This is a genomic window from Kitasatospora sp. NPDC056076, assembly GCF_042266305.1.
Lineage (GTDB): Bacteria > Actinomycetota > Actinomycetes > Streptomycetales > Streptomycetaceae > Kitasatospora.
In genome coordinates, this window is the sequence record NZ_JBHJWG010000073.1 from 1 (window position 1) to 26,300 (window position 26,300).

Below are 26,300 nucleotides of genomic sequence, written 5' to 3' on the forward strand. Positions count from 1 at the left end.
GCGGCACACCGAGGAACGGAGACAACGTGCGGATCGGACTGCTGGGCACCGGCACCTGGGCGGAGCGGGTGCACGCACCCGTGCTCGCCGAGCACCCCGAGCTGGAGTTCACCGGCGTCTGGGGCCGCCGCCCGGAGGCCGCCGAGGCGCTGGGCGCCGCGCACGGCGTGCCCGGGTACGGCGACCTGGACCGGCTGCTGGCCGAGGTGGACGCCGTCTCCATCGCCCTGCCGCCGTCCGTCCAGGCCGGACTCGCGGTCCGGGCCGCCGAGGCCGGCTGCCACCTGCTGCTGGACAAGCCGGTCGCGTTCACCGTGCCGGACGCCCGGGCGGTGGCCGAGGCGGCGCGCACCCACCGCCTCGCCTCGGTGGTCTTCTTCACCGTCCGCTTCGGCGGCGAGCAGATCCCGTGGATCGAGCGGCAGGCCGGGCTCGGCGGCTGGTTCACCGGCCGCTCGGACTGGCTCGGCTCGGTGTTCGCGCCGGGCAGCACCAGCCCGTACGCGGCCTCGCCGTGGCGCAGGGACAAGGGCGCGCTGTGGGACGTCGGCCCGCACGCGCTGTCCGTCCTGCTGCCGGTGCTGGGCGACGCGACGGAGGTCACGGCCGTCGCGGGGCCGCTGGACACCGTCCACCTGGTGCTCCGGCACGCCGGCGGCGCCTCCAGCACGCTGGCGCTGAGCCTGACCGCGCCGCGCGCGGGCGGCGGCGTCGCGATGGAACTGCGCGGTGAGCACGGGGTGGCCCGGCTGCCCGAGCGCGGCGAGGGACCGACGGTTGCCCTGCACCGGGCGGTGGACGCCCTGCTGGCCTCCGCCGCCTCCGGCGAGGCGCACCCCTGCGGGGCCGACTTCGGCCTGCGGGTGGTGGAGGTGCTGGCGGCGGCCGAACGGTCGCTGGCCGCCGGCGGCCCGGTGGCGGTCTGAGGCCGGTCCGTTTGTGCTCAGGGGGCGGTGGCGGGCACCGAGGTGCCTGCCACCGCCCCCTTCCGTCAGATGCCGAACGGCGCCGCGTAGCGGACCGTGCCGGCGGGCAGCGGGTGGTCGGCGTCCAGGGCGAGGGCCATCAGGGCCTCGTCCGGGACGTCGATGGTCAGGCCGATGCCGTGGGTGGAGGCCCGGGTGAAGCCGAACCGGGGGTAGTAGTCCGGGTGCCCGAGGACGACGACGTACCGCTCGCCCCGCTCCCGGGCCGCGTCGAGGGCGGCCCGGACGGCGGCCGAGCCGGCGCCGGTCCGCTGGTACGCGGGGAGCACGGCGCACGGGGCCAGGCACAGGGCCGGGACGTCGCCGATGTGGCAGCGGGTCAGCAGGGCGTGGCCGACCACGGTGCCGGCGGCGTCGGTGGAGACCACGGACAGGCCGTCGAGCCAGGCGGGATCGGCGCGCAGCGCGTCGACGAGGTCGGCCTCGGCCGGGGTGTCGAAGGCGGCGGCGTTGACGGCGTGAATGGTCGGGATGTCGGCGCCGGTCTCGGCGCGGGTGTTCCAGTTGCGCATGGTGGTACGGGGATTCCGTTCCTGGGAGGTGTACGTGTGACGCCCCGCGAGCTCACGCTCCCGGCGGGGCAGGACAGGGCAGGGTCAGGCCGCGGCCCGGGACGCGAGGGAGACCCGGACGCTGCGCACGGCGGCCTTCGACGCGGTCATCAACCCCACCTCCCTACTCTCTGCTCCTGATCGGCACGTACTGCGTTCGAGTGTACCCGACCCGTTCCGGAGCCGTCGGGGATTTCTTCTCAGACCGGCGGCAGGCCCGGCGCCGAGGACTCCGGGCGGCGGTCGGTGGGGCGGGCCGGCGGGATGACCGGGGCGCGGAAGTCGCGCGGGCCGGTCCACAGGGCGGGGACGGCGTCGCCGCGGCGGGCCAGTTCGTAGGCCAGGGCCTCGTAGTTGACCCGCCAGCCGCGGAAGTGCCGCCAGGCGTCCTCGACCGGGCGCTCGCGCGGGAAGCCCGCCGCGGTGATCATCGCGACGGCGCCCAGGTACTCGGCGTAGCCGAGGCGGATCGGGGTGTCCGGGTCCGGGTCGGTGTCGAAGTCGATCCGCAGCGCCCGGCCGATGTCGCGCATCGCGGTGAAGCCGGCCCGGATCACCAGCCGGGCCTCGGGCGGGGCGGAGCGCGGGCAGAGGGAGAGGTGGAGGGCGGCGGCGTCCATCACCGCGATCAGCCCGACCACCCAGCTGCGGTTGGGCTGGGGGGAGCGGAAGGCCAGCAGCACCGGGTAGTTGGAGTGGCTCTCGCCGATGTCGGCGGCCAGCCGCTCCCAGTCGCGGTAGAGCTGGGGGAGCGCGGTCTCGGTGTCGACCAGGGACTGCCGGGCGAGCAGCTCCGGGCCCCAGGCGGGTTCGCCCGCCCGGGACTGCAGCAGCGTCACCTCGGTCTCGCGCCGCTGGTAGGCCGCGTACAGGGTGGGCAGGTAGGCGATCTGCAGGGCGATCACCAGCGGGCCGCTGGCGGCGGCCATGAAGTCGATCGCGGACAGCTGGAGGCGTTCGCCGCTCGCGTAGCCGAGGGTGAAGAGGCTGGAGCCGGCCTCCCGGATGGAGATCGACCAGCTGAGTTCCGAGGTGCCGTGCAGCAGCAGGGTGTAGGCGAGCAGCATCCCGCTGAGCCACACGGTGAGCATGCCGAGCAGCACCAGCGGGGCGAGCCAGGTCAGGGCGCGGTCCTGCGCCCGGTAGGTGCCGAAGGGGGTGGCCCACAGCCGCAGGGTGGTGCGCAGTAGCGCCCAGAGCCGGAACACCAGGGCCGAGTAGAGCCCGCGGGGGACGACCAGGGTGCGCAGGATGCTGCCCACGACGAGCAGGAGCAGCAGCACGCCGATCAGGGTGTGGATCAACCTCATGGCGACATTGTGGCGGTAGGCCGCCGGGGGCGCGGGGCCGGACGGGCCGGATTGCCCGGGTGCGGTTCGGTTCCCCCGGCCCGATATGAACATGATCACACTGATCTCGGCCCCCCAAAGGACGGCCGGTTCGGCATCTGACGGGGTGGAGGGGGCCGCCCCAGGAGATCGGAGACCGGATGCGCGCACAGCAGGGTGGGGAAGCCGAGGAGGAGCGGAGCGACCGCCGGAGGTGGCGTCCGCTGCGGCGGATCGACTACCCGCGCCGCGGTCGGCGCGGCGTCCGGCGCTGGCTCCCCTCCTGGCGCCAGCTGCTCCTGACGACCGGTCTCGGGACGGCGGTGCTGACCGGCCTGGCGGGCTGGTTCTACGTCACCACCCACGTCCCGGAGGACCTGAACGCCTTCGCCACCCAGCAGAACAACGTCTACTACTGGGCGGACGGCACCGAGATGGCCCGGATCGGCGAGACCAACCGGCAGGAGGTACCGCTGGGCCAGGTGCCCGAGTCGGTCCAGTGGGCGGTGCTCTCCGCGGAGAACGAGACCTTCTACTCGGACCCGGGGGTCTCGGTCAGCGGCATCGGCCGCGCCGTCTACGAGATGGCCACCGGCGGCGACACCCAGGGCGGCTCGACCATCACCCAGCAGTACGTCAAGAACATCTACCTCAACCAGCGCCAGGACGTCTCCCGCAAGCTCAGCGAGATGGTCATCGCGGTCAAGCTGGGCCGTCGGATGAGCAAGCAGGACATCCTGGCCGGCTACCTGAACACCAGCTGGTTCGGGCGCGGCAGTTACGGCATCGAGCGCGCCGCGGCCGCGTACTACGGCAAGGACGTGTCGCAGCTCGACCCCAGCGAAGGGGCCTTCCTGGCCGCCCTGTTGAAGGGCGCCGGGCAGTACGACCCGGCGGTGAGCCCGGAGAACCACGCGCGGGCCGTGGAGCGGTGGTCCTGGATCCTGGACCGGATGGTCGACGGGGGCAGGCTCTCCGCCGCCGAGCGGGCCCGGTACACGGTGTTCCCCGAGCCGCGGACACCGCCCAAGGGGGCCGGCCTCGCCGGCCAGATCGGCTACCTGGTCGACCTGTCCAGGGGCTTCGTGGAGAGCCACAGCGACATCACCCCGGCCCAGTTCGACCTCGGCGGCTACCAGATCCGCACCACCTTCGAGAAGGCGAAGGTCAACGCCCTGGCCGCAGCCGTGCAGGAGGCCACCAAGGGCCTCGACCCGGACAACCGGGAGGCCGACAAGCTGCTCAAGGTCGGCGCCGCCTCGGTCGCCCTGGACGGGCGGATCGTCGCCCTCTACGGCGGCCCCGACTACCGCAAGCAGGGCTTCAACAACGCCAACACCTCGACCGTGCCGATGGGTTCGGCCTTCACCCCGCTGGTGTACGCGGCCGGACTCGACCAGGGCGTGCAGCGCCGGCGCGACGGCGGCCGGACCCCGGTGACGCCCGGCACGACGTACGACGGCGACAACGGCGTCAACGTGACGACCCCGGAGGGGCCGTACTGGGGGCGGGACGGGAAGATCGTCAAGACCGCCAACGACGGCAAGCGGAACTGGGGCCGGGTCAGCCTGCGCAGCGCGGTCGAACAGTCCGTCAACGGGCCGCTGATGCAGCTCGGCATGGACGTCGGTCTCGACAAGGTGCAGCAGACCGCGGCGGCCCTCGGCCTGCTTCCCGAGAGCCTGGGCGAGCTGGTCCCCGCCTTCGGCGTCGGCAACTCCACCCCGAGCGCGATCCGCGCCGCCGACGCCTACGCCGCCTTCGGGTCCGGCGGCAGCCACACCGACCCGTACTCCGTGTCGGGCGTCACCCGCAACGGCAAGCCCGTCGACCTGCGGCTGCCCACCGCCGCCCGGGCACTGCCCGCGGCCGTGGCGGCCGACGTGGACACCGCCCTCAAGGGCGCCGTCCGCGGCGGCAGCGCCCAGGCGCTGGCGGGCGCGGGCGTCGGCCTGGCGGCGAAGCCCGGCACCACCCCGGACCGCACCGCGGGGTGGACCGTCGGCTACAACGGGCAGCTGTCGACGGCGGTCACGGTGTTCCGGGCGGACCTCAAGGACATGAAGCTGCAGTCCCTGGAGGGGGTCGGCGGAGCCGCTCCGGACACCCCGGACTCGGACCTGCCGGGGCGGATCTGGACGGCGTTCATGAAGGCCGCCGGGCAGTAGCCGTAGCCGTAGTCGTGGCGGTGGCCGCTGTCGTTCAGCGGGCCCACGGGCGGAGCTTCTCCGGGTTGCGGACCACCCAGATCCCGGTCACCCGGCCGTCCGCGACGTCGAACGCGGCCACCGTCAGCACGACGCCGTCGCGCCGGGCCACCAGGCCCGGCGCGCCGTTGACCGGGCACTCCAGCAGCTCCATGCCCGGGGCCCGGTCGGCGACGGCCAGCATGTACTGGGCGATCAGCGCGCCGCCCGCCACCGGGCGCAGCACGGTGCCGACCAGGCCGCCGCCGTCGGCGGTCATCACGGCGGCCGGGTCCAGGACGGCGACCAGGGCCGCGATGTCCCGGCTCTGCCAGGCCTCCTTGACCCGCCGTACGGTGTCGGCCCGCGCGGTCGGCGTCGCCGGGGCCGGGGCGGCACCGACCCGGCGGCGGGCGGAGGAGGCCAGCTGCTTGCAGGCCGCCGGGGTGCGGTCGAGGACGGCGGCGATCTCGGCGAAGGAGTAGCGGAAGACGTCGTGCAGGACGAAGGCGACCCGCTCGGCCGGGGTCATCGACTCCAGGACGACCAGGAAGGCCATCGCCACCGACTCGTCCAGGACGATCAGGTCGGCGAGATCGGCGCTCCCGGCCCGGTCCGACAGCGGTTCCGGCAGCCCCGCCGGCAGCCCTGCCGACAGCGGTCCCGGCAGCGGTTCGGGCAGCCAGGCGCCGACGTAGCGCTCGCGCCGGGCCCGGGCCGAGCCCAGGAGGTCCAGGCAGATCCGGCCGGTGACGGTGGTGAGCCAGGCGCCGGGGGCCCGTACCTCCCGCCGCCGGCCGGGCGGCAGGGCGTACCAGCGCGCGTAGGCCTCCTGCACGGCGTCCTCGGCCTCGGTCAGCGAGCCGAGCAGCCGGTAGGCGACGTTGACCAGTCGGTGCCGCTCGCCGAAGGTCGCGTCGGTGTCCGCCCCCGCTGCCGTCATGCGCTCGCCTTACCTTTCACGGGCCTGCGTCGTCGGATCGGTGAGACCCTACCGATCCACTGCCCCCGGGCGGAGAAGAGGACCACGACATGGCCACCCCGACGACCACCGCGACGCACCGGTTCCCGTTCCTGCGGGCCGCGATCGCCCTGCAGACCGTGACGATCCTGCTCCAGGCCGTCTCCGCCGGACTGCTGCTGACCACCTCCTACGGGGAGACGCTGCACGGCGTCGGCGCCCGGGTGATGTACGGGGCGTCGATGCTCTACCTGCTCGCGGCGGTGCTGGCCTGGAAGCCGGGCGGCGGGCCGGTGCGGCCGGTGGGGGAGGCGGCCGGCTTCCTGGCGCTCGCCTCGGTGCAGGTCGTGCTCGGCATCGCGCACGTCCCGGCGGTCCATCTCCCGCTGGGGGTGCTGATGTTCGGACTGAGCCTGCTGGCGCTCGCCCGTCGTACGGGCTGAGCGTCGGTCACTTCACCAGGCGGGACCAGTCGCCCGGTTGGCCGGGGTCGAGTTGGCGGAGCCTGTCGAGGACCTTCGGGTCCTGGGCGTCCAGCCAGTCGGCGACCTGGCGGAAGGAGACGCAGCGGACGCCGTCCTGGTGGCAGACGTTCTTCACCACGTCCTCGACGGCGTCCATGTAGATGCCGCCGTTCCAGTCCTCGAAGTGGTTGCCGATGAACAGCGGGGCGCGGCTGCCGTTGTAGACCCGGTTGAAGCCGGCCAGGTAGCTGTCCCGGGCCTCCTTCTCCCAGTCGGCGTACTTCTTCGGGTCGCCCTTGGTGGTGTCCCCGGACTGGCCGGCCAGGAAGTTGTAGTCCATCGAGAGGCCCTGGGAGGACTTGGCCGGGAAGGGCAGCATCTGGAGCGGGAAGTTCCAGATGCCGCCCTTCTTGACCGGCCAGACCTGGAACTCGCCCGGAGAGCTGGCGTCGTAGCGGAAGCCGGCGGCCTTCTCGGCCGGGAGGAGGTTCTTCTGCCCCTGGAGGCAGGGGGCGCGGCCGCCCACCAGCTCCTTGGTGTAGTCGAAGGGCAGCGGCGGCATGTTCTTGAGGCCGGTGTTGGTCTTCCAGCTGGTGACGAAGGAGACGGCCTGGTCGAGCTCGCTCTTCCACTCCTCGGTGCTCCAGTCGTCGCCGCCCTTGGAGCCGCAGAAGTGCCCGTTGAAGTGGGTGCCGATCTCGTTGCCGTCCAGCCAGGCGAGGCGCAGCTGCTCCAGGGTGTCCTTGATGTGGGCGTCGGTCGCGTAGTCGATCGAGGCGGCGCCCGGGTCGTGCTGGGGCGGGTGGTAGAGCGACTTCTTGGACTTGGGCAGGGTGTAGAGGCCGCTCAGGAAGTACGTCATCTGGGCGTTGTTGTCCGCGCCCAGCTTGCGGAAGCGGGAGAACAGGCGGTCGTCGCCCTCCAGGGCGCCGTCCCAGGAGAAGACGACGAACTGCGGCGGCTTCTCACCCGGTTTCAGCTTCTCCGGCTTCGGCTGCTTGGGCTGCGGGCCGGTGTAGGAGGTGGAGCCGTCCCCGAGCACGTGGACCTGGCCGTCCCAGGTGGGCGTCGGCGTCGGGGTGGGCGGGGGCGCCGGGGTGTCGGCGGCGCTCGCCTCCGGGGCCGCCGGGTCGGGATCGGGGGCGGCGGCGTTGGGTCTGCTCTCGGAGAAGGAGTCCCCCGTGGTGAGCGTGAGGGACGCGACGACCCCCACGGCCAACAGGACGACCGCACCGCGAGCAGTCCGCACGGATTCCCTTTCCTTCGGCGACAGTTTCGATCACACAGGGTTCTCCCTAGATCGATGACCTGAGCCGTCGGAAACGTTGCACGGATGGTCGTACGGATTTTCGGACGGGTGGTCGGACGGGTGGTCGGACTGAGGCTCCGTCGGGCGCTGGCTCGGCTCAGGACGCCGGGCCGCCGGCCGGTGGGGCGCCGCTGATGGTGGCCTCGTACAGAGCTCGGACGGCCGGGCCGAAGGGGGCGCTGTAGGAGATCTGGGGGGTGTTGCCGCCGGTGTGGTAGCCGCCGATGAGGCCGATCACGGCCCAGCCGCCGAACCAGGGGATCAGCATGGGGCCGCCGGAGGTGCCGCCGGTGAAGCCGTCGCAGGCGATGCGCTCGAAGGTGCCCGGGTCGGCGGGGTCGTCGCTGGCCCAACGGGTGGTCCGGCTGAGGCACTCCACGGGTTTCGGGGCGCCGCCCGGGTAGCCGATCATCCGGACCGGGGCGTGGGCGTACCCGGTGCCGGTGAGCAACTGCACCGAGTCCGCGACGTCCTCCAGTGCGTCACCCGCCTGGTTGGGCTCGGTGACGGCGAAGCCGAAGTCGTAGGCGGCGCCCGCGTGTTCGCCCCGGTCGTAGTACTCCTGTGCGACGTGGACGCCGTTCGCCCGGACCGGGAAGACGCCGAGGGGCGTGAGCCCGTCGTGGTACTGCGGGACGAACGCCAGGTGCCGCGCGGGGGAGCCGCCCGCGTAGCCCTTGAGGCAGTGGCCCGCGCTCAGGGCCAGGTCGCGGCCGGGGCTGTGGACGACGGCTCCGCTGCAGGTGCGGCCGGTGCCGGTGGCGTCGGTCCAGAAGAAGGCGCCGACCTGGGGGATGCCGTCGAAGCTGCGGCTCGGGGGGATGTACTCGCCGGGGCGGGGGCCGTCGGCGGTGGGCCGGGCGGCCTTGGTGTCGAGGGGGAGTGCGGCGGCCATCCGGGCGGGGGTCCAGTAGGCGCTGAGCTGTGCGGCGGCGCTGGCGGTGCTGGTGGTGGGTGGGGTCGCGGCGGTGGCGGTCGGGGCGAGGGCGGCGGTGGAGAGGAGGGCGACGGCGATGGCTGTGGTGAACCTGGACGCCATGGGTGGTCCCTTCCGGCTGGATGAGGGGGGCTTCGATGCGGGCACCCGCAGTTGTGGGTGCCCACGATCGGGGCCGGCTCACCCTCACTGTCGGCCGATCAGCCGATGGTGCGTCGGAAGGCCTCGGCGTCCTCGGGGCTGGAGGAGTCGATCAGGCGGACCTCGAAGGTGGTGGGAGTGTTGGTCCGGACCCAGGCCTGCGCCTGCGCGTACGAGTAGAAGCGGAGCGGCTCGTCGGCCGGGGGGAGGGCCTTGACGCACTCGGTGGTCGCGCGGTCCCGGATGACCCAGGCCTGGTAGTGGGTACCGCGCGGGGAGTCGGCGGGGAGGATGGCGTAGCGGTCGCTCATCGGCCGGTCGCCGCCTGGGTGAAGCCGGCGGCCTGGAAGCCGCGCACGGGGGTGCAGGGGGTGTTGGGGGGCATGGCTGTCTCCGTTGTAGCGCATAGCGATCGATGCATCACTTGCTGTAGCCATGGTGCCGTGTCGCCGTCCATCATCGGAAGTCGATCCGGACCTTGGAGCGGATGCTCAGCCCCCTGGTGATGCATTGGCGGGATCCGACCCCCTCCTTCCCTCCCGTGAGCCCCCGGATCGGTCGGTCCGGGGGCTCACGGCATTGACAGGGGGCATCCTCCGGTTGAATGCTAAGCAAGCGCTTAGTCAATGATCCGCCGTCCCGAGGAGCCGCCCGATGGTCGAGAGCCCCGCTGACCTGCCCGGTTTGGATCTGGTGCGGCTGCGCACCCGTCTGGACACCGAGCTGCCCGGCCTCGTCCGGGGGCCGTTGCGGGCCGAGCTGGTCGAGGGGGGCCGCTCGAACCTCACGTACGTGCTCACGGACGGCACCGGCCGCTGGGTCCTCCGGCGCCCCCCGCTCGGGCACGTCCTCGCCACCGCGCACGACATGGGCCGTGAGCACCGGGTGATGTCCGCCCTCCGGGACACCGATGTCCCCGTCCCCCGCATGCTGCTGATCGACCACGGCACCGACGTGCTCGGCGCCCCCTGGTACCTCATGGAGCACGTCGACGGTGTCGCGCACCGCTCCCGCAAGGCCCTCGCCGCCCTCGGCGAGGACCGTGTCTCCGCCCTCGGCCGCCGCCTGGTCGAGACCCTCGCCGCCCTGCACCGGATCGATCCCGCCGACGTCGGCCTCGACGACTTCGGCCGGCCCGAGGGCTACCTGGAGCGCCAACTGCGCCGCTGGTCGACCCAGTTGGAGAAGTCCCGCTCCCGCGACCTCCCCGACCTCGACCGGCTGCACGCCCTGCTCGCCGAACGGCGCCCCGTCTCGCCCGCGCCCGCACTGGTGCACGGCGACTACCGGCTCGACAACGTCCTGGTCGACGACACCGACGCCATCACCGCCGTCCTCGACTGGGAGATGTCGACTCTCGGCGACCCGCTCACCGACATCGGCCTCCTCGTGATGTACACCGAGATCGCCGGCATCGGCGGCGGCATCATCCCCGACGCCATGACCGCCCCCGGCTTCCCCAAGGCCGAGGAAATCGTCTCGTACTACGCCGAGTTGACCGGCCGCCAGGCCACCGACCTGGACTGGTACGTGGCCTTCGCCTCCTTCAAGCTGGCCGTCATCGCCGAGGGCATCCACTACCGCTTCCAGCAGGGCCGCACCCTGGGCGCCGGGTTCGAGCGCGCGGGCGAGATGGCCCCGATCCTCGCCCGGCACGGACTGACCACCCTCAAGGAGAGCTGACAGCCATGGACTTCGCCTACGACGCCCGGACGAACGTACTCCGCGAGCAACTCCTCGCTTTCATGGCCGAGCACGTGTACCCGGCCGAGAGCACCCTCGCCCAGCAGCTCGCCGACCCGGACCGCACTCCCTGGAGCGTCCCGCCCGTCGTCGCCGACCTCCAGACGGAGGCCCGCAAACAAGGGTTGTGGAACCTGTTCATCCCCGGCGAGCACGGCGCCGGTCTCACCAATCTCCAGTACGCCCCGCTCGCCGAGATCACCGGCCGCAGCATCCAGCTGGCCCCGCCGGCCCTCAACTGCGCGGCCCCCGACACCGGCAACATGGAACTCCTCGCCCAGTTCGGCAGCGCCGAGCAGCAGGAGCGCTGGCTGCGGCCGCTGCTGGACGGCGCGATCCGCTCCGCGTTCGCGATGACCGAGCCCGAGGTGGCCTCCTCGGACGCCACCAACATCGCCACCCGGATCGAGCGCGACGGCGACCAGTACGTGGTCAACGGCCGCAAGTGGTACATCACCGGCGCGATGAACCCGGACTGCAAGCTGTTCATCGTGATGGGCAAGACCAACCCGGACGCCGCCCCGCACCGCCAGCAGAGCATGGTGCTGGTGCCGCGCGACACCCCCGGCCTCACCGTCAAGCGCGGCATGACGGTCTTCGGCTACGACGACGCCGACCACGGCGGCCACGCCGAGGTGTTGTTCGAGGACGTCCGGGTGCCCGTCGAGAACCTGATCGACGAGGAGGGCAGCGGCTTCGCCATCGCCCAGGCCCGGCTCGGCCCGGGCCGGATCCACCACTGCATGCGGGCCATCGGCATCGCCGAGCGCGCGCTGGAGCTGATGTGCCGCCGGGCGAGCGAGCGGGTGGCCTTCGGCCGGCCCCTCGCCGAGCAGGGCGTGGTGCAGGACTGGATCGCCGAATCCCGGGTCCGGATCGAGCAGTTGCGGCTGCTGGTGCTCAAGACGGCCTGGCTGATGGACACCGTCGGCAACCGCGGCGCGCACACCGAGATCCAGGCCATCAAGATCGCCACCCCGCGCACGGTCGAGTGGATCCTCGACAAGGCCGTCCAGACCCACGGTGCCGCCGGTGTCAGCCAGGACACCCCGCTCGCCCAACTCTGGGCCGGCAACCGCACCCTGCGCCTCGCGGACGGGCCGGACGAGGTGCACAAGCGCTCCCTGGCCCGGCGGGAACTCAAGCAGTACCGCTGAGCACCTCGCCTGCCGGGGGACGGCCCCGGCAGGCGGCAGGTGGCAGACGCGACGGGCGCGGTCGGCCCGTGGTCAGGCGGTCAGATGGTCAGCTGGCCGGGCCGGTCCGCCGCGCGCAGTTCGGCCCTGGCGCGGTCCGCCCACGGGGTGGCGCCCAGGGCCTCGAAGCTCGCGAGGGCGGCGCGCAGCGGTGCCCGGGCCCCGGCGGACGCCCCCGTCCGGCGCAGCCGTTCGCCCTGGGCCAGTTGGACCCGGGCGTGGTCGAAGCGCCAGCGCTCGGCGCCGGGGGTGTCCAGCGCGAGGGCGAACAGCCGCAGTGCCTCCTCGTCGTCCTCGGCGCACAGCGCGGCGGAGGCCTCGACCAGCAGGGCGTGCCGGGAGGAGACGGCGGCGATGCCGTTCTCGCGCATCGCGCGGACGTGGGCGGCGGCCTCCTCGCGGCGGTCGCCGCGGACGGCGGCCTCGACCAGGTGGGCGGCCACCCAGAGGGCGTGCGGGGCGTGCGAGGCGAGGGTGCCGGCCGGGCTGACCGCGACGGCGTGCCGGTGGGCGAGCGCGTGGTCCCCGTCGCCGAGGGCCGCCACGGCGGCGGCGTGGTGGGCGTAGTGGGCGGCGCAGGGCGCGCGGTGGCGGGTGGCCCAGTCGATCACGGTGCCGGCCGTGGCGAGGCTCTCCGCGGTGTGGCCGCGGGCGCCCAGGACGATCGCCTCGATGTACTGGAAGTACCAGGCGAAGGCGTCGTAGCCGTGCTCCCGGCAGGCGCCGAGGCCCTCCCGGGCGAGGTCGAGCGCCTCGTCCCAGGCGCCGGTGAGGTAGTCGTCCAGGCAGAGGTGGATGAGGGCGGAGATGTAGCGCCGGGCCGGGCCGCCCTCGCGCCCGGCGCGGACCACCTGCCAGGCGGGGGTGCGGACCTCGCCGAGCCGGTCGAGGTAGAGCGCCCCGGTGCCGACCCGGGTGGTGAGGACCGGGTCGGCCTCGCCGACCGGGGCAGCGGCCAGGGCGAGGGTGAGCGCGTCGAGCGGGCCGTGGGCGGCGGCGCCGGTGCGGGCGGGGTCGGAGAAGGTGCGGCCGAGGACGGCCAGGAAGGCCGGCGGGCCGGGGGTGAGGCGCTCCACGGCCCGGTAGTAGGACTGCCACAGGGCCTCGTCGGCGCCGAAGAAGCAGAGCACCGCCAGGACGTGCAGGGCGTCGACCAGCGCCTTGTCCTCGGCCCGGTGGCCGTGGGCGGCGGCCGCGGACTCGATGGCGGAGGTGAGCAGGCGGTGCGCCGCGGGAACGTCGCCGTCGCCGTTGAGGAGCAGCAGGGCGGCGGCGGTGGCGGAGTGCAGCGAGCCGTCGCCGACCGGGGCGGCCTGCCGGGCGTGGTCGAGGAGTCGGCGGGCGCTGGTGAGGGCGCCGGTGGACTCGGCCCCGAGGTAGGCGGCCTCGGCGAGGCGGCGGCCGCGCTGCGGTCCGTCGGGGGTGAGCTCGGCCGAGCGGACCAGGGTGCGCATGGCGCCGGAGGCGTCGCCGCGGCGCAGGCTGAGCCCGGCGGCGTGGGCGAGGAGCGCGGCGACCTCCTCGTCCGGTTCGAGGGTGGCCTCGCCCAGGTGCCAGGCCCGGCGCTCGGGCCGGCCGGCCAGGGCGGCGGCCAGGGCCGCGTGGGCGGCGCGCCGGGCGCTGCTCGGGGCCTGGCCGACCACGGCGGAGCGGATCAGCGGGTGGCGGAAGGCCAGCCGGCGGCCGCCCTCCTCGACGTGCACCAGCCGCTCCTGCTCCAGCGGCGCGAGGTCGTCCCGGCGGTGCTCCGGGTCCTGGCCGTGTTCCGGGTCCTGGCCGTCGTCCGGTTTCTGGCCGTCGTCCGGGCCGTGTTCCGGTCCGTGTTCCGGGCTCTGGCCCGGGCCGGAGCCCGTGCCGAGCTCCTCGGCGGCCCGGCGGGCGGCGGCCCGCAGCACGCCGAGGTCGCCGGTGCCCTCCAGCGCGGCGAGCAGCAGCAGTCGGCGGGAGGGGGCGGGCAGGCCGGCCACCCGGGCGCCGAACAGCCGCTCCAGCCGGTTGCCGAGGGACGAGACGGCGATCGGCGTCACGGGGACGGGCGGTACGGCCGGGCAGTCCACCGGGGCCGGCGGCAGGGCGGTCGGCAGTTCCAGCAGGGCCAGCGGGTTGCCGCCCGCCTCGGCCAGCACCCTGCGGTGCGCGCTGCGGGAGAGGTCGGGGAAGCGGCTGCCGAGCAGGCGGCCGGCGGCCTCCTCGGCCAGCGGCGGCAGGTCGTGGGCGGGCAGGGCGTCGGCGTCCCGGGGGCCGAGCTCGCCGGGGCGGGCCGCGGCCAGGAAGGCGATGTCCAGGCCGGGGGCCCGGCGGGCGACCGAGCCGAACACCGCGGTGCTGGCCGGGTCGACCCAGTGCAGGTCGTCGACGAGCAGGAGCAGCGGCCGCCCGTCGGCCACGGCCTGGAGGAGCCGCAGCACCGCGTTGGACACCAGCAGGTGCTCCGGGGCCGGACCGGTGTCGAAGCCGAGCGCCACCCGCAGGGCGGCGCGCAGCGGGGTGTCGAGCCGCTCCAGGGCGGCGAGGTGCGGGAAGAACAGCTGGTTGAGGACCGAGTAGCCGCAGTGGGCCTCGAACTCGACGCCGGAGGCCCGGAGCACCCGGGCGCCGTCGGCGGGCGCGGCGGCGGCCAGCGCGTCCAGCACGGCGCTCTTGCCGACCCCGGCCTCCCCGGAGAGCAGCAGCGCGCCGCCGCCGCTGCCCAGGCGCAGCCGCTCGCGGAGCAGCCGCAGGTCGCGGTCGCGCCCGATCAGCGGGCACCCGGCTTCGGGCGTGCCGGAATCCGCCACAGCTGCTTCCCTCCCGAGGACCACTCACCCACCCGTGCGCCGGGGCCGGTCCGGCGGCGGGGAACCTGCTCCGCCCGGCCGCGAACGCCCTGGTCAGGTCCAGTATGACGGACCCGGACCGGCCGGGCGGACGGTGGACCGGCAGGGCCCTGGGCCCGCCTGGCCCGGGGCGTACCCGCCTGGCCCGTAAGGGTGTCATACCGGAGTAGTCGGGGGGACTTGGCTCCCCGGTACGACGGCCCCGGCGCGCCCCGCCCGTAGCGTCTGCTCCGTGACCGAACGGGACGAGGAGGCTGGCATGGGCAGGCGGGGACGGGCCGTGGCGGCGGTGCTGTTGGCGGCGTCGGCGACGCTCGGGGTGACGGGTGCGCCGGGCGCGGTGGGCGCGGTGGCGGCGCCGGCGGTGGACGGCGGGGCCGGGCGGCAGGCCACGGCCTGGCTGCCGCGGCCGACCGGGCCGTACCCGATCGGGACGACCTCGCTGCGGCTGACCGACGCCGGACGGGAGGACCCCTGGAAGCCGGGCCGGGCGCGTGAGGTGATGGTCAGTCTCTGGTACCCGACCGCCCGCCCGGCCACCGGCGGGGAGCGGGCCCGCTACATGGAGCCCGCGGCCGGGGCGCACTTCGGCGGCGACAGCGGCGTCGGCGACCTCAACTACCACGTGCGGCCCGGCAGTACGGACTGGTCGGGGATCCTCACCCACGCCCGCCGGGACGCCCCGGCCCGGCCCGGCGGCCCCCGCCCGGTGGTGCTGTACTCGCCCGGGCTGGGCGACCCGCGCACCTGGGGGACGGCCCTGGTGGAGGACCTCGCCTCGCGCGGCTACGTGGTCGTCACCGTCGACCACACCTACGAGGCCTCCGAAGTCGCCTTCCCCGACGGGGAGCTGGCCACCTCGGTGTTCCCCGCCATGCTCCGGCAGCCCGGCCTGGACGTCGGCGCCGTGCTGCGCAAGTCCCTGGCCGCCCGGGTGGCGGACACCCGCTTCGTGCTGGACGAACTCTCCGGGCTGCGCCGCGCCCCGGGCCTGCCGGCCGGCGTCGGCGCCTCGCTGGACCTGGACCGGATCGGCATGGTCGGCCACTCGGCGGGCGGCTTCACCGCCCTCCAGGCCATGCACGACGACCCGCGGATCGCCGCCGCGGTCAACCTGGACGGCCAGCTGCACTTCCCCGGCCCCGACGGCCGCACCGGCGTCTTCCTGCCCGACTTCGTCGAGGACGGCCTGGACCGCCCGTTCCTGCTGATGGGCACCCGGGAGTCCGACTCCGGGAGCTACCACCGGCAGCCCGGCTGGGACGCCCTGTGGCAGCACAGCACCGGCTGGCACGCCGACCTCACCCTGGAGGGCTCCCGGCACGGCTCCTACACCGACGCCCAGTCCCTGCTCCCGCTGCTCGCCCGCCAGGGCGCCGTCACCCCGGAGGTGCTGGCCGCGGACGTCGGCGACGTCCGCCCCGACCGTGCCGAGCTCGCCACCCGCTCCTGCGTGGCGTCCTTCCTCGACCGCTGGCTGCGCGGCCACGACGACCACCTGCTGGACGGCCCCTCGGACCGCTTCCCGGAGCTGACGTACGAGCGGTAGCCGACGGCGGACCCCTCAGCGGATCTCCGAGCCGGGGTTGGCCTCGTCCCACCGCTGCCGGGAGGCGAGCATGGCGTCGTGGTGGGCGTAGGACCAGTCCGCCATCGCCCGCACCAGGTGGGTCAGGCTGTGGCCGAGCTCCGTCAGCTCGTACTCCACCTGCGGCGGGACGGTCGGGTGGACGGTCCGGGTGACCAGCCCGTCGCGTTCCAGCCGGCGCACCGTCAGGGTCAGCATCCGCTGCGAGATCCCCGGCAGGGCGCGCTGCAGCTCGCGGAACCGCCGTACGCCCCCGGCGAGTTCGACCACGGCGAGGACGGACCACCTGTCGCCGAGCCGGGTCAGCAGGTCGCGGATCCCGCAGTCCACGTCGTCCTCGCACCAGACGACCGGACGGGGAGTGGTTACCGCGCTGTGCCCTACGGACATGGAAGTGCCTCCTTACGCCGGACGCCCAGGCTACCGAGGATGGTCCCGTTCCCGAGGACCGTCCGTTTCAGGAGGAGAACCATGCTGCTCGTCACCGGTGTCAACGGAGGTCTCGGCACACTCGTGCTGGAGCGGCTCGGCGCGCGCGAGGGCGTGCTGGCCGGGAGCCGGACGCCCGGAGCGGTGGAGGCCGAAGTGCCCGTCCGGCTGGTGGACTTCGACCGGCCGGAGACCCTCGCCGAGGCCTTCGCGGGGGTCCGGACCCTGCTGCTGATCTCGGCGGGCGCCGCCGAGGACGACGTGGTGATCGCCCGGCACGGCGCGGCGATCGGGGCGGCGGAGCGGGCGGGCGTCGAGCACGTCGTCTACACCAGCCTCTCCGGCGACGGCGACCACCTGCCGTACGCGCTGGCGCACCGCTGGACGGAGCGCCGGCTGCGCGAGTCCGGCACGCTGCGCTGGACGGTGCTGCGCAACGGCCTCTACGCGGAGCTGCTGGCCGCGATCGCCGCGCCCGGCCCGGACGGGGTGATCACCGCGCCGCTGGGGGCGGGGCGGCTGGCGGCCGTGGCGCGGGCGGACCTGGCCGAGGCGGCGGCGAAGGTGGCGCTGGCGCCCGCCGGGCACGCGGGGCGGACGTACGAGCTGGTCGGGGAGCGGGCGGTCGGCGGTGCGGAGGTGGCCGGGGTGCTGGGCGCCGAGTACCGTCCGGGCGGGCTCGCGCAGGCCCGGACGGCGCTGGCGGCCTCGGACGCGCTGCACGACTTCCAGGTGCCGATGACGGTGGGCACCTACTCGGCGATCGCGCACGGCTTCCTGGCCGGGCCGGGCGGGCCGGGCGACCTGGCGGCGCTGCTGGGCCGCCCGCCGCGCCCGGCGCTGGAGGTCATCGCGGGACGCTAGTCCCCGGGCCCCGGTCGGCGGCGCGCTGGGCGTCGATCCGGGCGTGGGCGTCCGGCCACGCGATCGGCAGCCGCTCGACCGGGGTGTCCCAGAAGGTGAAGGTGGACTCCCGCATGGTGGAACGCAGTCCGGTCATGGTGCTGCGGTGGGGTTCGGCGGCGGCGAAGGCGTTCAGGGCTTCGCGGCTCTCCCAGGCGGACAGCGTCCAGAAGGTCCGCCGGAGCGGCCGGGCGATCAGCGATGCGCCCAACGCGCCCGGGGTGGTGCGGAGTTGGCGCCAGACGGCGAGCGAGCGGAGGAAGAACCGCGGGACGTCGGCGAGTGAGTGGACCTCGAAGCGGGAGGCCATGACGACCGCCCGGGTGCCGGGGGCGGGCGGATTCGGGGTGATCCAGGGCAGCGTGGGCATGGCTGACTCTTCTCCTCGGCGAGGGCGCCACATTGGGTAGTGGCACTATCTATGTTAGACAGTGCTGGTATCCAAATGCCAGGGGAAAGCCCGACCAGAGGAAAGCCCGAGGTGTCCGCCGTGCGGATCTCCGAACTGAGCCGCCGCAGCGCGGTCCCGACCGCGACCATCAAGTACTACCTGCGCGAGGGCCTGCTGCCGCCCGGCCGGGCCACCGCCGCCACCCAGGCCGAGTACGACGAGAGCCACCTGCGGCGGCTGCGCCTGGTGCGCGCGCTGATCGGGGTGCGGGGGCTGAGCGTCAGCGCCACCCGGGAGGTGCTCGGCGCGGTGGCCGAGCACGCGGGGGAGCGGCACCAGGTGCTCGGCCTGGTGCTCGGGGCGCGGCCGGTGGACGAGGACGCCTCGGCGCCCGAATCGGCACCCGAACCGGCGCCCGAACCGGCGCCCGGCGCCGCCGAGGTGGACGCGCTGATCGGCGCCCTCGGCTGGGAGGTCTCCGAGTACGCCCCCGCCCGGGCCGCGCTCGGCGAGACCCTGGAGACCCTGCGCTCGCTCGGCGCCGCACTCGACCCCGCCACCCTGCGCGGCTACGCCGAACTGGCCGAGCGGACCGCCGTCCTCGACCTCGACCAGCTCGACCCGGACGCCGACCCGCTCGAACAGGCCGAGCGGGCCCTGCTGCGGACCGTCCTCCTGGAGCCGGCGCTGCTCGCGCTGCGGCGGCTGGCCCAGGAGAACGAGTCCGCCCGGCGCGGCGGTTGAGCCGTCCGTCGGTGCAGCCGTCCGTCGGTGAAGCCGTCCGTCGGTGAAGCCGTCCCTCGGGCTACTCGCCCAGGACGGCGATCCGCCCGGTGCTGCGCCCGTCGGCGACCAGCTGGACGGCTGCCGCGGCCTCCGCCAGCGGGACCCGGGCGCTGACCAGCGGGCGGACCACGCCCTGCTCGGCGAGCTCGGTCAGCGCGTCGTGGGCGGCGCGCACGGCCCGCGGGTCGTGGGTGTTGTACAGGCCCCAGTGCAGGCCGAGGATCGTGTAGTTCTTCACCAGGGCGTGGTTCAGCGCCGGGGCCGGGATCTGCCCGGCGGCGAAGCCCACCACCACGATCCGGCCCTCGAAGGCCACGCACCGGGTGGAGCCGGTGTAGGCCTCGCCGCCGACCGGGTCGAAGACCACGTCCGCGCCGCGCCCGCCGGTGAACTCCTTGACGGCGGCGACGAAGTCCCCGGCCGGGCCGTCGGCCGTCCGGTCCACCACCAGGTCGGCGCCGAGCGCCCGGGCCGCCTCGGCCTTGGCCGGGCCGCCGACCACGGCGACCACCCGGGCCCCGGCGGCCCGGCCGAGCTGGACGGCCGCACTGCCGACCCCGCCGGCCGCCGCGTGCACCAGCAGGGTCTCCCCGGCCCGCAGCCGGGCCCGGCGGTGCAGGGCGAACCAGGCGGTCTGGTGGCCGATGTGCAGCGCCGCCGCCTCGGCGTCGTCCAGCGCCTCGGGCGCCGGGAACGCGGCCGCGGCGTCCAGCAGCGCGTACTCGGCGAAGGCGCCGTGCGGCAGCACCGGGTTGCCGATCAGCCGCTCGCCGCGCCGGGCGCCGTCCGCGACCTCGCCGCACAGCTCCACACCCGGGGTGAACGGCAGCGGCGGGCGGACCTGGTAGTGCCCGCGCACCATCAGCGCGTCCGGGAAGTTCACCGCCGCCGCCCGGACCTTGACCAGCAGCTGCCCCGGGCCCGGCACCGGCCGGGCGGCGTCCTCGGCGAGCCGCAGCACCGCGGCCGGCTCGCCGAGTTCGGTGACCTGCCAGGCCCTCACAGCGCCCCGCCCTTCTCCAGCCCCTGCTGGAGCCGGTTCACCCCGGCGATCCAGCGGTCCGGCTCGGTGGCCCGGACGCGGTAGTACTCGGCGACCTCGGGGTGCGGCAGGATCAGGAACCGCTCCTCCCGCAGCGCCGCCAGGGCCGCCTCGGCGACCTCCGCCGGGTCCAGGGCGGTCGGCACCAGCAGCGCCTCGCCGACCGCGCCGGTGGAGGCCAGCATGTCGGTGCGCACCCCCTGGGGGCAGAGCGCGTGCACCCGGACACCGCGGTGGCGGTAGGTGGCGGAGAGCCACTCGGCGAAGGCGAGCGCGCCGTGCTTGCTGACCGCGTACGGGGCCGAGCCGAGCATGGTGAGCAGCCCGGCGGCCGAGACGGTGGCCAGGAAGCGGCCCTGGCCGCGCTCCAGCCAGCGGGGGAGCAGCAGGTCGGCCGCTCGTACGTGGGCCAGGACGTTGACCTCCCAGGCGCTCGTCCAGGCCTCGGCGGGGGCGTCGGCGCCGCCGATCGGGGCGACGCCCGCGTTGGCGCACCACACGTCGATCTCGCCGAGCTCCGCGCGGGCCCGCCCGACCAGGGCGGCGAGGCCCTCGGCGGAGGCGGCGTCCCCGGGGAGGGCGGTGCCGCCGCATTCCTTGGCGACCGTGCGGGCGGCGTCGGCGTCCAGGTCGTTGACCACCACCCGGGCGCCGGCCGCGGCGAAGGCCCGGGCGAGCGCGGCGCCGATGCCCCGGCCGGCGCCGGTCACCACGACGCCCTGGCCGGTCAGGTCGCCGCTCGGCCCGGCCGGTCCGGCGGGGGCGCCGCTCACAGCCCACCGCCGAGGGTGACTCCGCCGTCCACCACCAGGGTCTGGCCGGTGATCCAGCCGGACTCCGGGGAGAGCAGGAAGGCGACCGCGCCCGCGACGTCCTCGGGGACGCCGAGCCGGCCCAGCGGGTAGGCCTTGACGACCTTCTCCTCCCGGCCCTCGTACAGCGCCTCGGCGAACTTGGTCTTCACCACGGCGGGGGCCACGGCGTTGACCCGGATGCCCTGCGGGCCCAGCTCGGCGCCGAGTTCGGTGGTGAGCCGGATCAGCGCGGCCTTGCTGATGCCGTACATGCCGATCCCGAGCGAGGCGCGGATGCCGGCGACCGAGGCGACGTTGACCACCGAGCCGCCGTGCTCGCCCATCCAGGCGGCGTGGGCCCGGCGGGTCCAGGCCAGCGGGCCGAGCACGTTGACGGCGAAGATCTTGGCGGCCGCGTCGGGGTCGGTCTCCAGGACCGGCCCGTAGATCGGGTTGATGCCGGTGTTGTTGACCAGGTGGTCGAGCCGCCCGAAGGCCTCCAGGGTGCGGGCGACCGCCTCCTCCTGGTGGGCCGGGTCGTCGGCCTTGCCGGCGACCGCGATCGCGTTGTCCGGGCCGCCCAGGTCGCGGACGGCCTCGGCGAGCGGCTCGGGGTTGCGGGCGGTCAGGCAGACCTTGGCGCCGCGGTCGACCAGTTCGCGGGCGATGCCGAGGCCGATGCCCCGGCTCGATCCGGTCACGACGGCCACCCGGCCCTTGAAGGAGTGCACCACGGAGGGTCCTGCCTTTCCGGTCTGCTCTGGAGTGCTGACTAAGCGCTTGCTCAGCATGCTGTCGGTGCGAGAGCCTGTCAACAGTCCGCCGGGCCGCACCGGAGCGGCCGGCGGGAATGCCTGTACGACTTCTCTGGGAGGATGGCGCCATGACCAGCACGCCCATCGCCGACCTCTGGCCGACCATGCCGGGCGCCGACACCCGCCCCGAGGCGGCGTACCGGCTGCTCCAGGCGGCCGTCGAGTCGTTCGCGGAGCGCGGCTTCCACGCCACCACCACCCGGGACATCGCCACCGCGGCGGGCATGAGCCCCGCCGCGCTGTACATCCACTACCAGTCCAAGGCCGCCCTGCTCGCCGAGATCAGCCGGGCCGGCCACGCCGCCACCCTCACCCTGGTCCGGGAGGCGGCGGCCGGGGAGGGCGGCCCGGCCGAGCGGATGCGGCGCGTGGTCGAGCAGTTCACCGCCTGGCACGCCCGGGCCCGGACGGTCGGCCGGGTGGTCAACTACGAGCTGCACGCCCTGCCCGAGGACGCCTACGCCCAGGTCGCGGCGCTGCGTCTGGACATCGAGCGCGAGGTCAGCGCGCTGATCGAAGCGGGTGTGGCGGCCGGGGAGTTCGAGGTCTCGGAGGTGCGTACGGCGGCCCGCGCGGTCACCTCGCTGGGCATCGACGTCTCCCGCTGGTACACCGAGCGCTCCTCCGGCACGCCGGAGGAACTCGGCCGCCGCTACGGCGAGTTGGTGCTGCGGATGCTCGGCGCCCAGGTCTGACCGGGTCACGGGCTCGACGGGGGCACGGGCTTGACCGGGCTCCGGACGGCGAGCAGAATCGTATACGGAGTACGTGTGCCTCGTAGGCGTACAACGCCAACGCCAAGGCGCCCGCCACGACCGGTCGTGGCGGGCGCCCTGCTGTCGGGCACGGTGGCTCCGGAGGATTGCCGGGGGAGGGCCGTCAGGCGGTGGCCAGGCAGAACTTCACCAGCCCGGCGTCCACGTCGAGGACGATCCGCTCCATCTCCGCCCACGCCGGGTGGAACTCCTTGCCCCACTCGACGGTGAAGCCGAGCACCTTGCCCTGGGCGGGGTCGACGAAGTGGCGGGAGAAGACGTAGTCGTCGCTGGTCCCGCTGGTCGGGTAGAGGTGGAACCCGGTCAGCGGCGTGTACGCCGTGCCGCGCACGCCCTGGACGCCCCGGCAGAAGGCGGTGGCGAGTTCGAGGGCGGTGTCGACGTCGTCCTTGGGGATGTACTCGGCGTACGCGGTGTCGCCGGGCAGTCCGCGCTTGCCGTCGTAGGAGGTGTTGCGGAAGTTCATGTCCGGGTCCCCGGACTGGTTCTCGTCGTCGCCCCAGTTGTAGAGCATGTCCTGGGAGTAGCTGTGCACGTCGACGAACCACCGCGTCCCCGGGTAGTGGTCCAGCAGCCAGCGGACGTTGCGGGTCTCGGGCTCGGAGAAGGCGCTCGGGCCCTCGTACACCTGCTGGTCGCACGGGGAGGTGGACACCTGGGGGGTGGCGGTCGGGGCGAAGGCGGTGGTGAAGTCGAAGAGGAAGTCGTAGTTGCGGTTGAGGTCGACGCCGATGCAGTCCGGGTCCGAACTGCCGCCGGAGTTGGCCGGGTTGCGGTTCTTGCGCCACATCGGGTCGACGGTCTGGCTGTGCAGTCGGCCGTCCGGGTTGACCAGGGGGAGGACCACCAGGTCGAGCCGGAGCAGCAGGTCCTGCACCTGCTGGGCCGTGATGGTGGTGGAGCCGTAGCCCAGGCCGGTGCCGGTCCGGAAGGCCTCCAGCAGGTCGGCGGCGAAGTGGACGAGGATCTCGCAGCTGCCCCACTCTCGGGCGTGCACGCCGCCGATCAGCATCACGGCGTCCTTGGGGATGCGCGAGGGGCGGCCGATCTGCAGGGCGTGGGAGGTGCGGCCCTCGACGGACGGTTCGGGGAGGGTGATCAGCAGGGCGGAACCGGGGTAGGACGCGGCCAGGCTGGTCACGGCGGACTCGACCTCGGTGATGTTCAGGTAGGACATGACGGGCCTCCCGGTTCAGCCGGCGAGCTTGGCGGCCAGGCCGTGCGGGACGGCGTCGTCGGCGGCGTAGCGGTCGCCGGTGCCGACCTCGGCCTGGGCGGCCCGGCCGTGCTCGCTGGCGTTGCCGGTCCGCGTGACGGTGACGCCCTCGCGTTCGAGCGCGGCGACCCGGTTCTCCGGGGCGTAGACGTCGATGCCGACGCTGCCGTCGGACTCCTGCCGCGGGCGGCCGCCGGTGTCGGGGCGGACCTCGCGCAGCAGGGCGCGCAGGGTGTCGGCGTCCCGGGCGGTGACGCGGAGCCTGAGGATGTCGGGCCGGGGTGGTGTGGGGGGTGTGATGGGGACAGCGGACATGACGACCTCGGGGGGATTCGTACGGATATGTCCGACGTGTACCTCGTATCCTCAGGATCCGCCTTCGCCGTAGAAGTCGTCAAGGGGCGGCTCCGGCATCCCGTCCAGCAGGCGGTCCAGGCCGGCCAGCATCTCGGCCCGGTCGTCGAAGTCGGCGAAGCGGGGGACCAGCGCGCGCAGCCGCGGGTAGTCGGCCGCGGGCAGCCGGTGCAGGCCGAGGCGCAGCACCGGGTCCGGCTCGTCCGGGTTGTCGACCACCTGGCGCTTGTCCACCAGCAGGGAGCCCAGGTTCCAGGCCACGAAGGTGCGGTAGATCGTCAGCGCGGTGGTGTCGTCGAAACCGGCCCGGGCGAGCACCGCCAGGATGTGCTCGGTGAGGGCGAGGGCCGGCGCCGGGCGGCGGGACACCGGGACGGCCAGCGGGCGGGTGGCGACCAGCGGCAGGATCTCGGGGTGGGCGTGCGCCACGACGGCGAAGGCCTGGGCGATCCGGCGCAGCTCCGTCCGCCAGCCGTGCTCGTGGCCGCCGCCGACGCCGGTGCGCAGCTGGGTGTTGATCTCGGTGAAGTAGGCCTCGGTCAGGCCGTCCAGCAGGGCTTCCTTGCCGGGGGTGTAGCGGTACAGGGCCATCGACTCGACGCCGAGCTCCGCCGCCAGCCTGCGCATGGTCAGCGCGCCGAGCCCCTCGCGGTCCACCAGGGCGACGGCGGCGTCCAGCACCAGGGGGCGACTCAGGCGCCCGCGCTTCTCGGGGCCGTCCCGCTCAGCCATGTCCGCACTCCTCCGAACTCCTCCGAGTCGGTGCCGCCGGGCCGTCGGCCGTGCCGGGCGGCGGGGCCGGAGGGGGCCGGGGCCGGGCAGGTCGCAGGTTACACAGCGGATACAGAACCAGGATACAAGGGACGAATAGCCGGAAAACAGGCCCGGTCGTGCCCCGGTCGGTAACGGAGCGCAACCGGTGACCGGGTGTGGCCCGGTGGGGCCTGCTGCGGCTGGGTAGGGCCCGGTGCGGCTGGGCAGGGCCCGGTGCGGCCGGGTCGGGTCATTGCAGCAGCAGCCGGACGGCGAGCCAGCCCACCAGCGCGGCCGAGCCCAGGGCGGTCCACCGGCGGCCGCGGGCCCCGGTCAGGGCCCGGCCGAGCAGGGCGCCGCCGAGGGCGAGCAGCAGTTGCCAGCTCGCCGAGGCGGCGAAAACGGCGAGGGTGAAGACCGTGCGGGCGAGCGGGCCCGTCGGGCTGCCGGGGCCGTCGCCCAGGACCAGGGCGGCGAAGTAGAGCACCGTCAGCGGGTTGAGCAGGGTGATCCCGAGCAGGGTCAGGAAGGCCCGGGCGGGGCCGGGCGGGGTCTGGGCCGCCAGGGCGGCGGAGCCGGGGGTGCGCAGGGCGGTGGCGGCGGTGCGGACGGCCAGGGCGAGCAGGACGAGGGCGGAGGCGATCCGCAGCGGTGTGGCCACCGGCGCCAGCAGCGGCGCGAGGCCGCTGCCGCCGAGGGCGGCCAGCACGGCGTACAGCCCGTCCGCGGTGGCCACGCCGAGGGCGGCGCAGGCCCCGGTGCGCAGCGAGGTCCGGGCGCTGAGCGCCACCAGGTAGGCCCCGACGGCCCCCACCGGGACGGCGACGCCCCACCCGGCGAGCAGCCCCGCGACCAGCGCGGCCCTCATGCGAGGGCGCGGTCGGGCCTCCGGGGGTGGCCGGGCTGCTGCTGCTGACCGGCGGCCGGGCGGGCGGCGGCGGTCACGGGCAGCGGGCGGGCGGGTGCGGTGGTCATGCGGTGATGGTGGCGGGCGGGGTGCCGGGGGTGCAAGTGGTTTCTCCGGTGAGGGCGGGTAGCGTGGGGCACTCCGTGGACACTGCTTCGAGGAGGCCCCCGATGACCAGTCAGAACGACCACGTGCGCGAGCTGTTGGCCGAGGCCTGGCGGTCCTGGGCGGAACGCGGCGCGGCCCTCGGGGCGACCGACTGGGACCGGCCGACCCGGCTGACCGAGTGGACCGTACGGGACCTGTACGCGCACGTGGCACCGGTGCCGGAGATGTTCACCGGACTGCGCGGGGCCGTCCTGGACGGTCCGGCCGAACTGACCTGCGGGGCGGACGTCCTGCGGACCTTCAACCGGCCGGGCGGGCTCGCCCACACCGCCGCCGGACAGGTCGCCGAGCTGGCCAGGGAAGCGGCCAGGGCGAGCGAACCGGCGGCGCTGATCGCCCGGTTCGGCACCGAGGGCCCGGAGGCCCTGGCCGGACTCGCGGACCTGCCGCCGAGCACCGTGGTGGCGCACCCGCTGCTCGGCAGCGTCACGGTCGGGGCGCTCGGCGAGGTGGCGCTGATGGAGGCGACCGTCCACCTGCTGGACCTGGTCGCGGCCGTCGGCGGCCCCGCCCCGGCCGAGGGGGCGCTGCGGTTCACCCGCGGGCTGCTGGCCGAGGTCGCCGACCCGGTGGCCTTCATCGAGGCGGCGGCGGGCCGCGCTTCGGAGCCGGTGCTGCCCGTCATCCGCTGAGCCGGTGCTGCCCGTCATCCGCCGAGCCCGTCGACCACTGACAGTGAGGATGTTCATGAGCGGTTCCCGGGCAGGTCTGACTCAACCTCTGACTGACCTCGGGTCCTCAACCGGATCTGTCGGCCTCG

General features: G+C 74.6%; 26 protein-coding genes. 10 read left to right on the plus strand and 16 right to left on the minus strand.

The genetic code is table 11. The annotated features are described in order from the left end of the window. Positions 1-26 precede the first annotated feature (26 nt). Positions 27-926 carry a Gfo/Idh/MocA family protein gene (locus tag ACFC1T_RS36000; protein ID WP_375896383.1) on the plus strand — a complete coding sequence of 300 codons (900 nt, stop codon included), beginning with the start codon at positions 27-29 and terminating at the stop codon, positions 924-926. Between the two features lie 65 nt (positions 927-991). Here ACFC1T_RS36000 and ACFC1T_RS36005 read toward each other — a convergent pair whose 3' ends face one another. After that, entirely contained in the window at positions 992-1,498 is a 507-nt protein-coding gene (locus ACFC1T_RS36005; protein ID WP_375896323.1) for a GNAT family N-acetyltransferase, read from the minus strand. 239 nt (positions 1,499-1,737) lie between these two features. Then, positions 1,738-2,847 (minus strand): hypothetical protein, encoded by a 1,110-nt coding sequence (locus tag ACFC1T_RS36010; RefSeq protein WP_375896326.1) that lies wholly within the window; start codon positions 2,845-2,847, stop codon positions 1,738-1,740. Between the two features lie 179 nt (positions 2,848-3,026). On the opposite strand from ACFC1T_RS36010, the gene ACFC1T_RS36015 reads away from it, so the two are divergent. Next, complete coding sequence (locus tag ACFC1T_RS36015; protein WP_375896329.1) at positions 3,027-5,033, plus strand: transglycosylase domain-containing protein; 2,007 nt, start codon at positions 3,027-3,029, stop codon at positions 5,031-5,033. A gap of 34 nt (positions 5,034-5,067) precedes the next feature. Here the strand turns inward: ACFC1T_RS36015 and sigJ are convergent, their stop codons facing one another. Then, entirely contained in the window at positions 5,068-5,994 is a 927-nt protein-coding gene (sigJ, locus tag ACFC1T_RS36020) for an RNA polymerase sigma factor SigJ (RefSeq protein ID WP_375896331.1), read from the minus strand. A gap of 89 nt (positions 5,995-6,083) precedes the next feature. On the opposite strand from sigJ, the gene ACFC1T_RS36025 reads away from it, so the two are divergent. Beyond that, positions 6,084-6,455 (plus strand): hypothetical protein, encoded by a 372-nt coding sequence (locus tag ACFC1T_RS36025; protein ID WP_375896334.1) that lies wholly within the window; start codon positions 6,084-6,086, stop codon positions 6,453-6,455. A 7-nt stretch (positions 6,456-6,462) separates the two neighbouring features. Here the strand turns inward: ACFC1T_RS36025 and ACFC1T_RS36030 are convergent, their stop codons facing one another. The 3 genes from ACFC1T_RS36030 to ACFC1T_RS36040 form a co-directional block, all read right to left on the minus strand. After that, positions 6,463-7,725, minus strand: coding sequence for a hypothetical protein (locus tag ACFC1T_RS36030; protein ID WP_375896335.1), 1,263 nt, complete (start codon positions 7,723-7,725; stop codon positions 6,463-6,465). 157 nt (positions 7,726-7,882) lie between these two features. Further along, positions 7,883-8,824, minus strand: coding sequence for a trypsin-like serine peptidase (locus tag ACFC1T_RS36035; RefSeq protein ID WP_375896336.1), 942 nt, complete (start codon positions 8,822-8,824; stop codon positions 7,883-7,885). Between the two features lie 98 nt (positions 8,825-8,922). Continuing rightward, positions 8,923-9,174 carry a hypothetical protein gene (locus ACFC1T_RS36040; RefSeq protein WP_375896339.1) on the minus strand — a complete coding sequence of 84 codons (252 nt, stop codon included), beginning with the start codon at positions 9,172-9,174 and terminating at the stop codon, positions 8,923-8,925. Between the two features lie 343 nt (positions 9,175-9,517). Between ACFC1T_RS36040 and ACFC1T_RS36045 the strand changes: the two genes are divergently transcribed. Together ACFC1T_RS36045 and ACFC1T_RS36050 are read left to right on the plus strand one after the other, a co-directional pair. Then, positions 9,518-10,546 carry a phosphotransferase family protein gene (locus ACFC1T_RS36045; RefSeq protein ID WP_375896341.1) on the plus strand — a complete coding sequence of 343 codons (1,029 nt, stop codon included), beginning with the start codon at positions 9,518-9,520 and terminating at the stop codon, positions 10,544-10,546. 5 nt (positions 10,547-10,551) lie between these two features. After that, entirely contained in the window at positions 10,552-11,763 is a 1,212-nt protein-coding gene (locus tag ACFC1T_RS36050) for an acyl-CoA dehydrogenase family protein (RefSeq protein WP_375896344.1), read from the plus strand. A gap of 80 nt (positions 11,764-11,843) precedes the next feature. Here the strand turns inward: ACFC1T_RS36050 and ACFC1T_RS36055 are convergent, their stop codons facing one another. After that, the gene (locus tag ACFC1T_RS36055; protein ID WP_375896345.1) at positions 11,844-14,579 is read right to left on the minus strand and encodes an AAA family ATPase; all 2,736 of its coding nucleotides are present in this window, start codon (positions 14,577-14,579) and stop codon (positions 11,844-11,846) included. 298 nt (positions 14,580-14,877) lie between these two features. On the opposite strand from ACFC1T_RS36055, the gene ACFC1T_RS36060 reads away from it, so the two are divergent. Beyond that, on the plus strand, positions 14,878-16,167 hold the full coding sequence (locus ACFC1T_RS36060) for an alpha/beta hydrolase family protein (protein ID WP_375896347.1): 1,290 nt from the start codon (positions 14,878-14,880) through the stop codon (positions 16,165-16,167). 15 nt (positions 16,168-16,182) lie between these two features. Here the strand turns inward: ACFC1T_RS36060 and ACFC1T_RS36065 are convergent, their stop codons facing one another. Beyond that, a complete protein-coding gene (locus tag ACFC1T_RS36065) occupies positions 16,183-16,596 on the minus strand; it encodes a winged helix-turn-helix transcriptional regulator (protein ID WP_375896350.1) in 414 nt (137 codons plus the stop codon). A gap of 81 nt (positions 16,597-16,677) precedes the next feature. Between ACFC1T_RS36065 and ACFC1T_RS36070 the strand changes: the two genes are divergently transcribed. After that, the gene (locus ACFC1T_RS36070; protein WP_375896353.1) at positions 16,678-17,499 is read left to right on the plus strand and encodes an NAD(P)H-binding protein; all 822 of its coding nucleotides are present in this window, start codon (positions 16,678-16,680) and stop codon (positions 17,497-17,499) included. On the opposite strand, the gene ACFC1T_RS36075 is transcribed toward ACFC1T_RS36070, so the two are convergent. Next, positions 17,483-17,908, minus strand: coding sequence for a DUF3291 domain-containing protein (locus ACFC1T_RS36075; protein WP_375896356.1), 426 nt, complete (start codon positions 17,906-17,908; stop codon positions 17,483-17,485). The two genes, ACFC1T_RS36070 and ACFC1T_RS36075, sit on opposite strands and share 17 nt — an antisense overlap. A 120-nt stretch (positions 17,909-18,028) precedes the next feature. Here ACFC1T_RS36075 and ACFC1T_RS36080 point away from each other — a divergent pair, with 120 nt between their 5' ends. Further along, positions 18,029-18,673, plus strand: coding sequence for a MerR family transcriptional regulator (locus ACFC1T_RS36080; protein WP_375896359.1), 645 nt, complete (start codon positions 18,029-18,031; stop codon positions 18,671-18,673). A gap of 61 nt (positions 18,674-18,734) precedes the next feature. On the opposite strand, the gene ACFC1T_RS36085 is transcribed toward ACFC1T_RS36080, so the two are convergent. Genes ACFC1T_RS36085 through ACFC1T_RS36095 form a run of 3 tightly spaced genes read right to left on the minus strand, consistent with a single transcriptional unit; the run spans position 18,735 to position 21,285 of the window. Next, on the minus strand, positions 18,735-19,718 hold the full coding sequence (locus ACFC1T_RS36085; RefSeq protein WP_375896360.1) for an NADPH:quinone oxidoreductase family protein: 984 nt from the start codon (positions 19,716-19,718) through the stop codon (positions 18,735-18,737). Beyond that, positions 19,715-20,530 carry an SDR family oxidoreductase gene (locus ACFC1T_RS36090; protein ID WP_375896363.1) on the minus strand — a complete coding sequence of 272 codons (816 nt, stop codon included), beginning with the start codon at positions 20,528-20,530 and terminating at the stop codon, positions 19,715-19,717. Before ACFC1T_RS36090 ends, ACFC1T_RS36085 begins: the two co-directional genes overlap by 4 nt. Next, a complete protein-coding gene (locus ACFC1T_RS36095; protein WP_375896364.1) occupies positions 20,527-21,285 on the minus strand; it encodes an SDR family oxidoreductase in 759 nt (252 codons plus the stop codon). Before ACFC1T_RS36095 ends, ACFC1T_RS36090 begins: the two co-directional genes overlap by 4 nt. 149 nt (positions 21,286-21,434) lie before the next feature. Here ACFC1T_RS36095 and ACFC1T_RS36100 point away from each other — a divergent pair, with 149 nt between their 5' ends. Further along, a complete protein-coding gene (locus ACFC1T_RS36100) occupies positions 21,435-22,061 on the plus strand; it encodes a TetR/AcrR family transcriptional regulator (RefSeq protein ID WP_375896367.1) in 627 nt (208 codons plus the stop codon). A gap of 184 nt (positions 22,062-22,245) precedes the next feature. On the opposite strand, the gene ACFC1T_RS36105 is transcribed toward ACFC1T_RS36100, so the two are convergent. The 4 genes from ACFC1T_RS36105 to ACFC1T_RS36120 form a co-directional block, all read right to left on the minus strand. After that, entirely contained in the window at positions 22,246-23,319 is a 1,074-nt protein-coding gene (locus tag ACFC1T_RS36105; protein WP_375896370.1) for a M14 family zinc carboxypeptidase, read from the minus strand. 15 nt (positions 23,320-23,334) lie between these two features. Then, positions 23,335-23,673, minus strand: a complete 339-nt coding sequence (locus ACFC1T_RS36110) for a hypothetical protein (protein WP_375896373.1) — start codon at positions 23,671-23,673, stop codon at positions 23,335-23,337. A gap of 51 nt (positions 23,674-23,724) precedes the next feature. Continuing rightward, complete coding sequence (locus ACFC1T_RS36115) at positions 23,725-24,444, minus strand: TetR/AcrR family transcriptional regulator (protein WP_375896375.1); 720 nt, start codon at positions 24,442-24,444, stop codon at positions 23,725-23,727. Positions 24,445-24,715: 271 nt separating this feature from the next. Beyond that, a complete protein-coding gene (locus ACFC1T_RS36120) occupies positions 24,716-25,333 on the minus strand; it encodes a LysE family transporter (RefSeq protein WP_375896378.1) in 618 nt (205 codons plus the stop codon). Between the two features lie 209 nt (positions 25,334-25,542). Here ACFC1T_RS36120 and ACFC1T_RS36125 point away from each other — a divergent pair, with 209 nt between their 5' ends. Continuing rightward, entirely contained in the window at positions 25,543-26,172 is a 630-nt protein-coding gene (locus ACFC1T_RS36125; protein WP_375896380.1) for a maleylpyruvate isomerase N-terminal domain-containing protein, read from the plus strand. Positions 26,173-26,300: the final 128 nt, after the last annotated feature.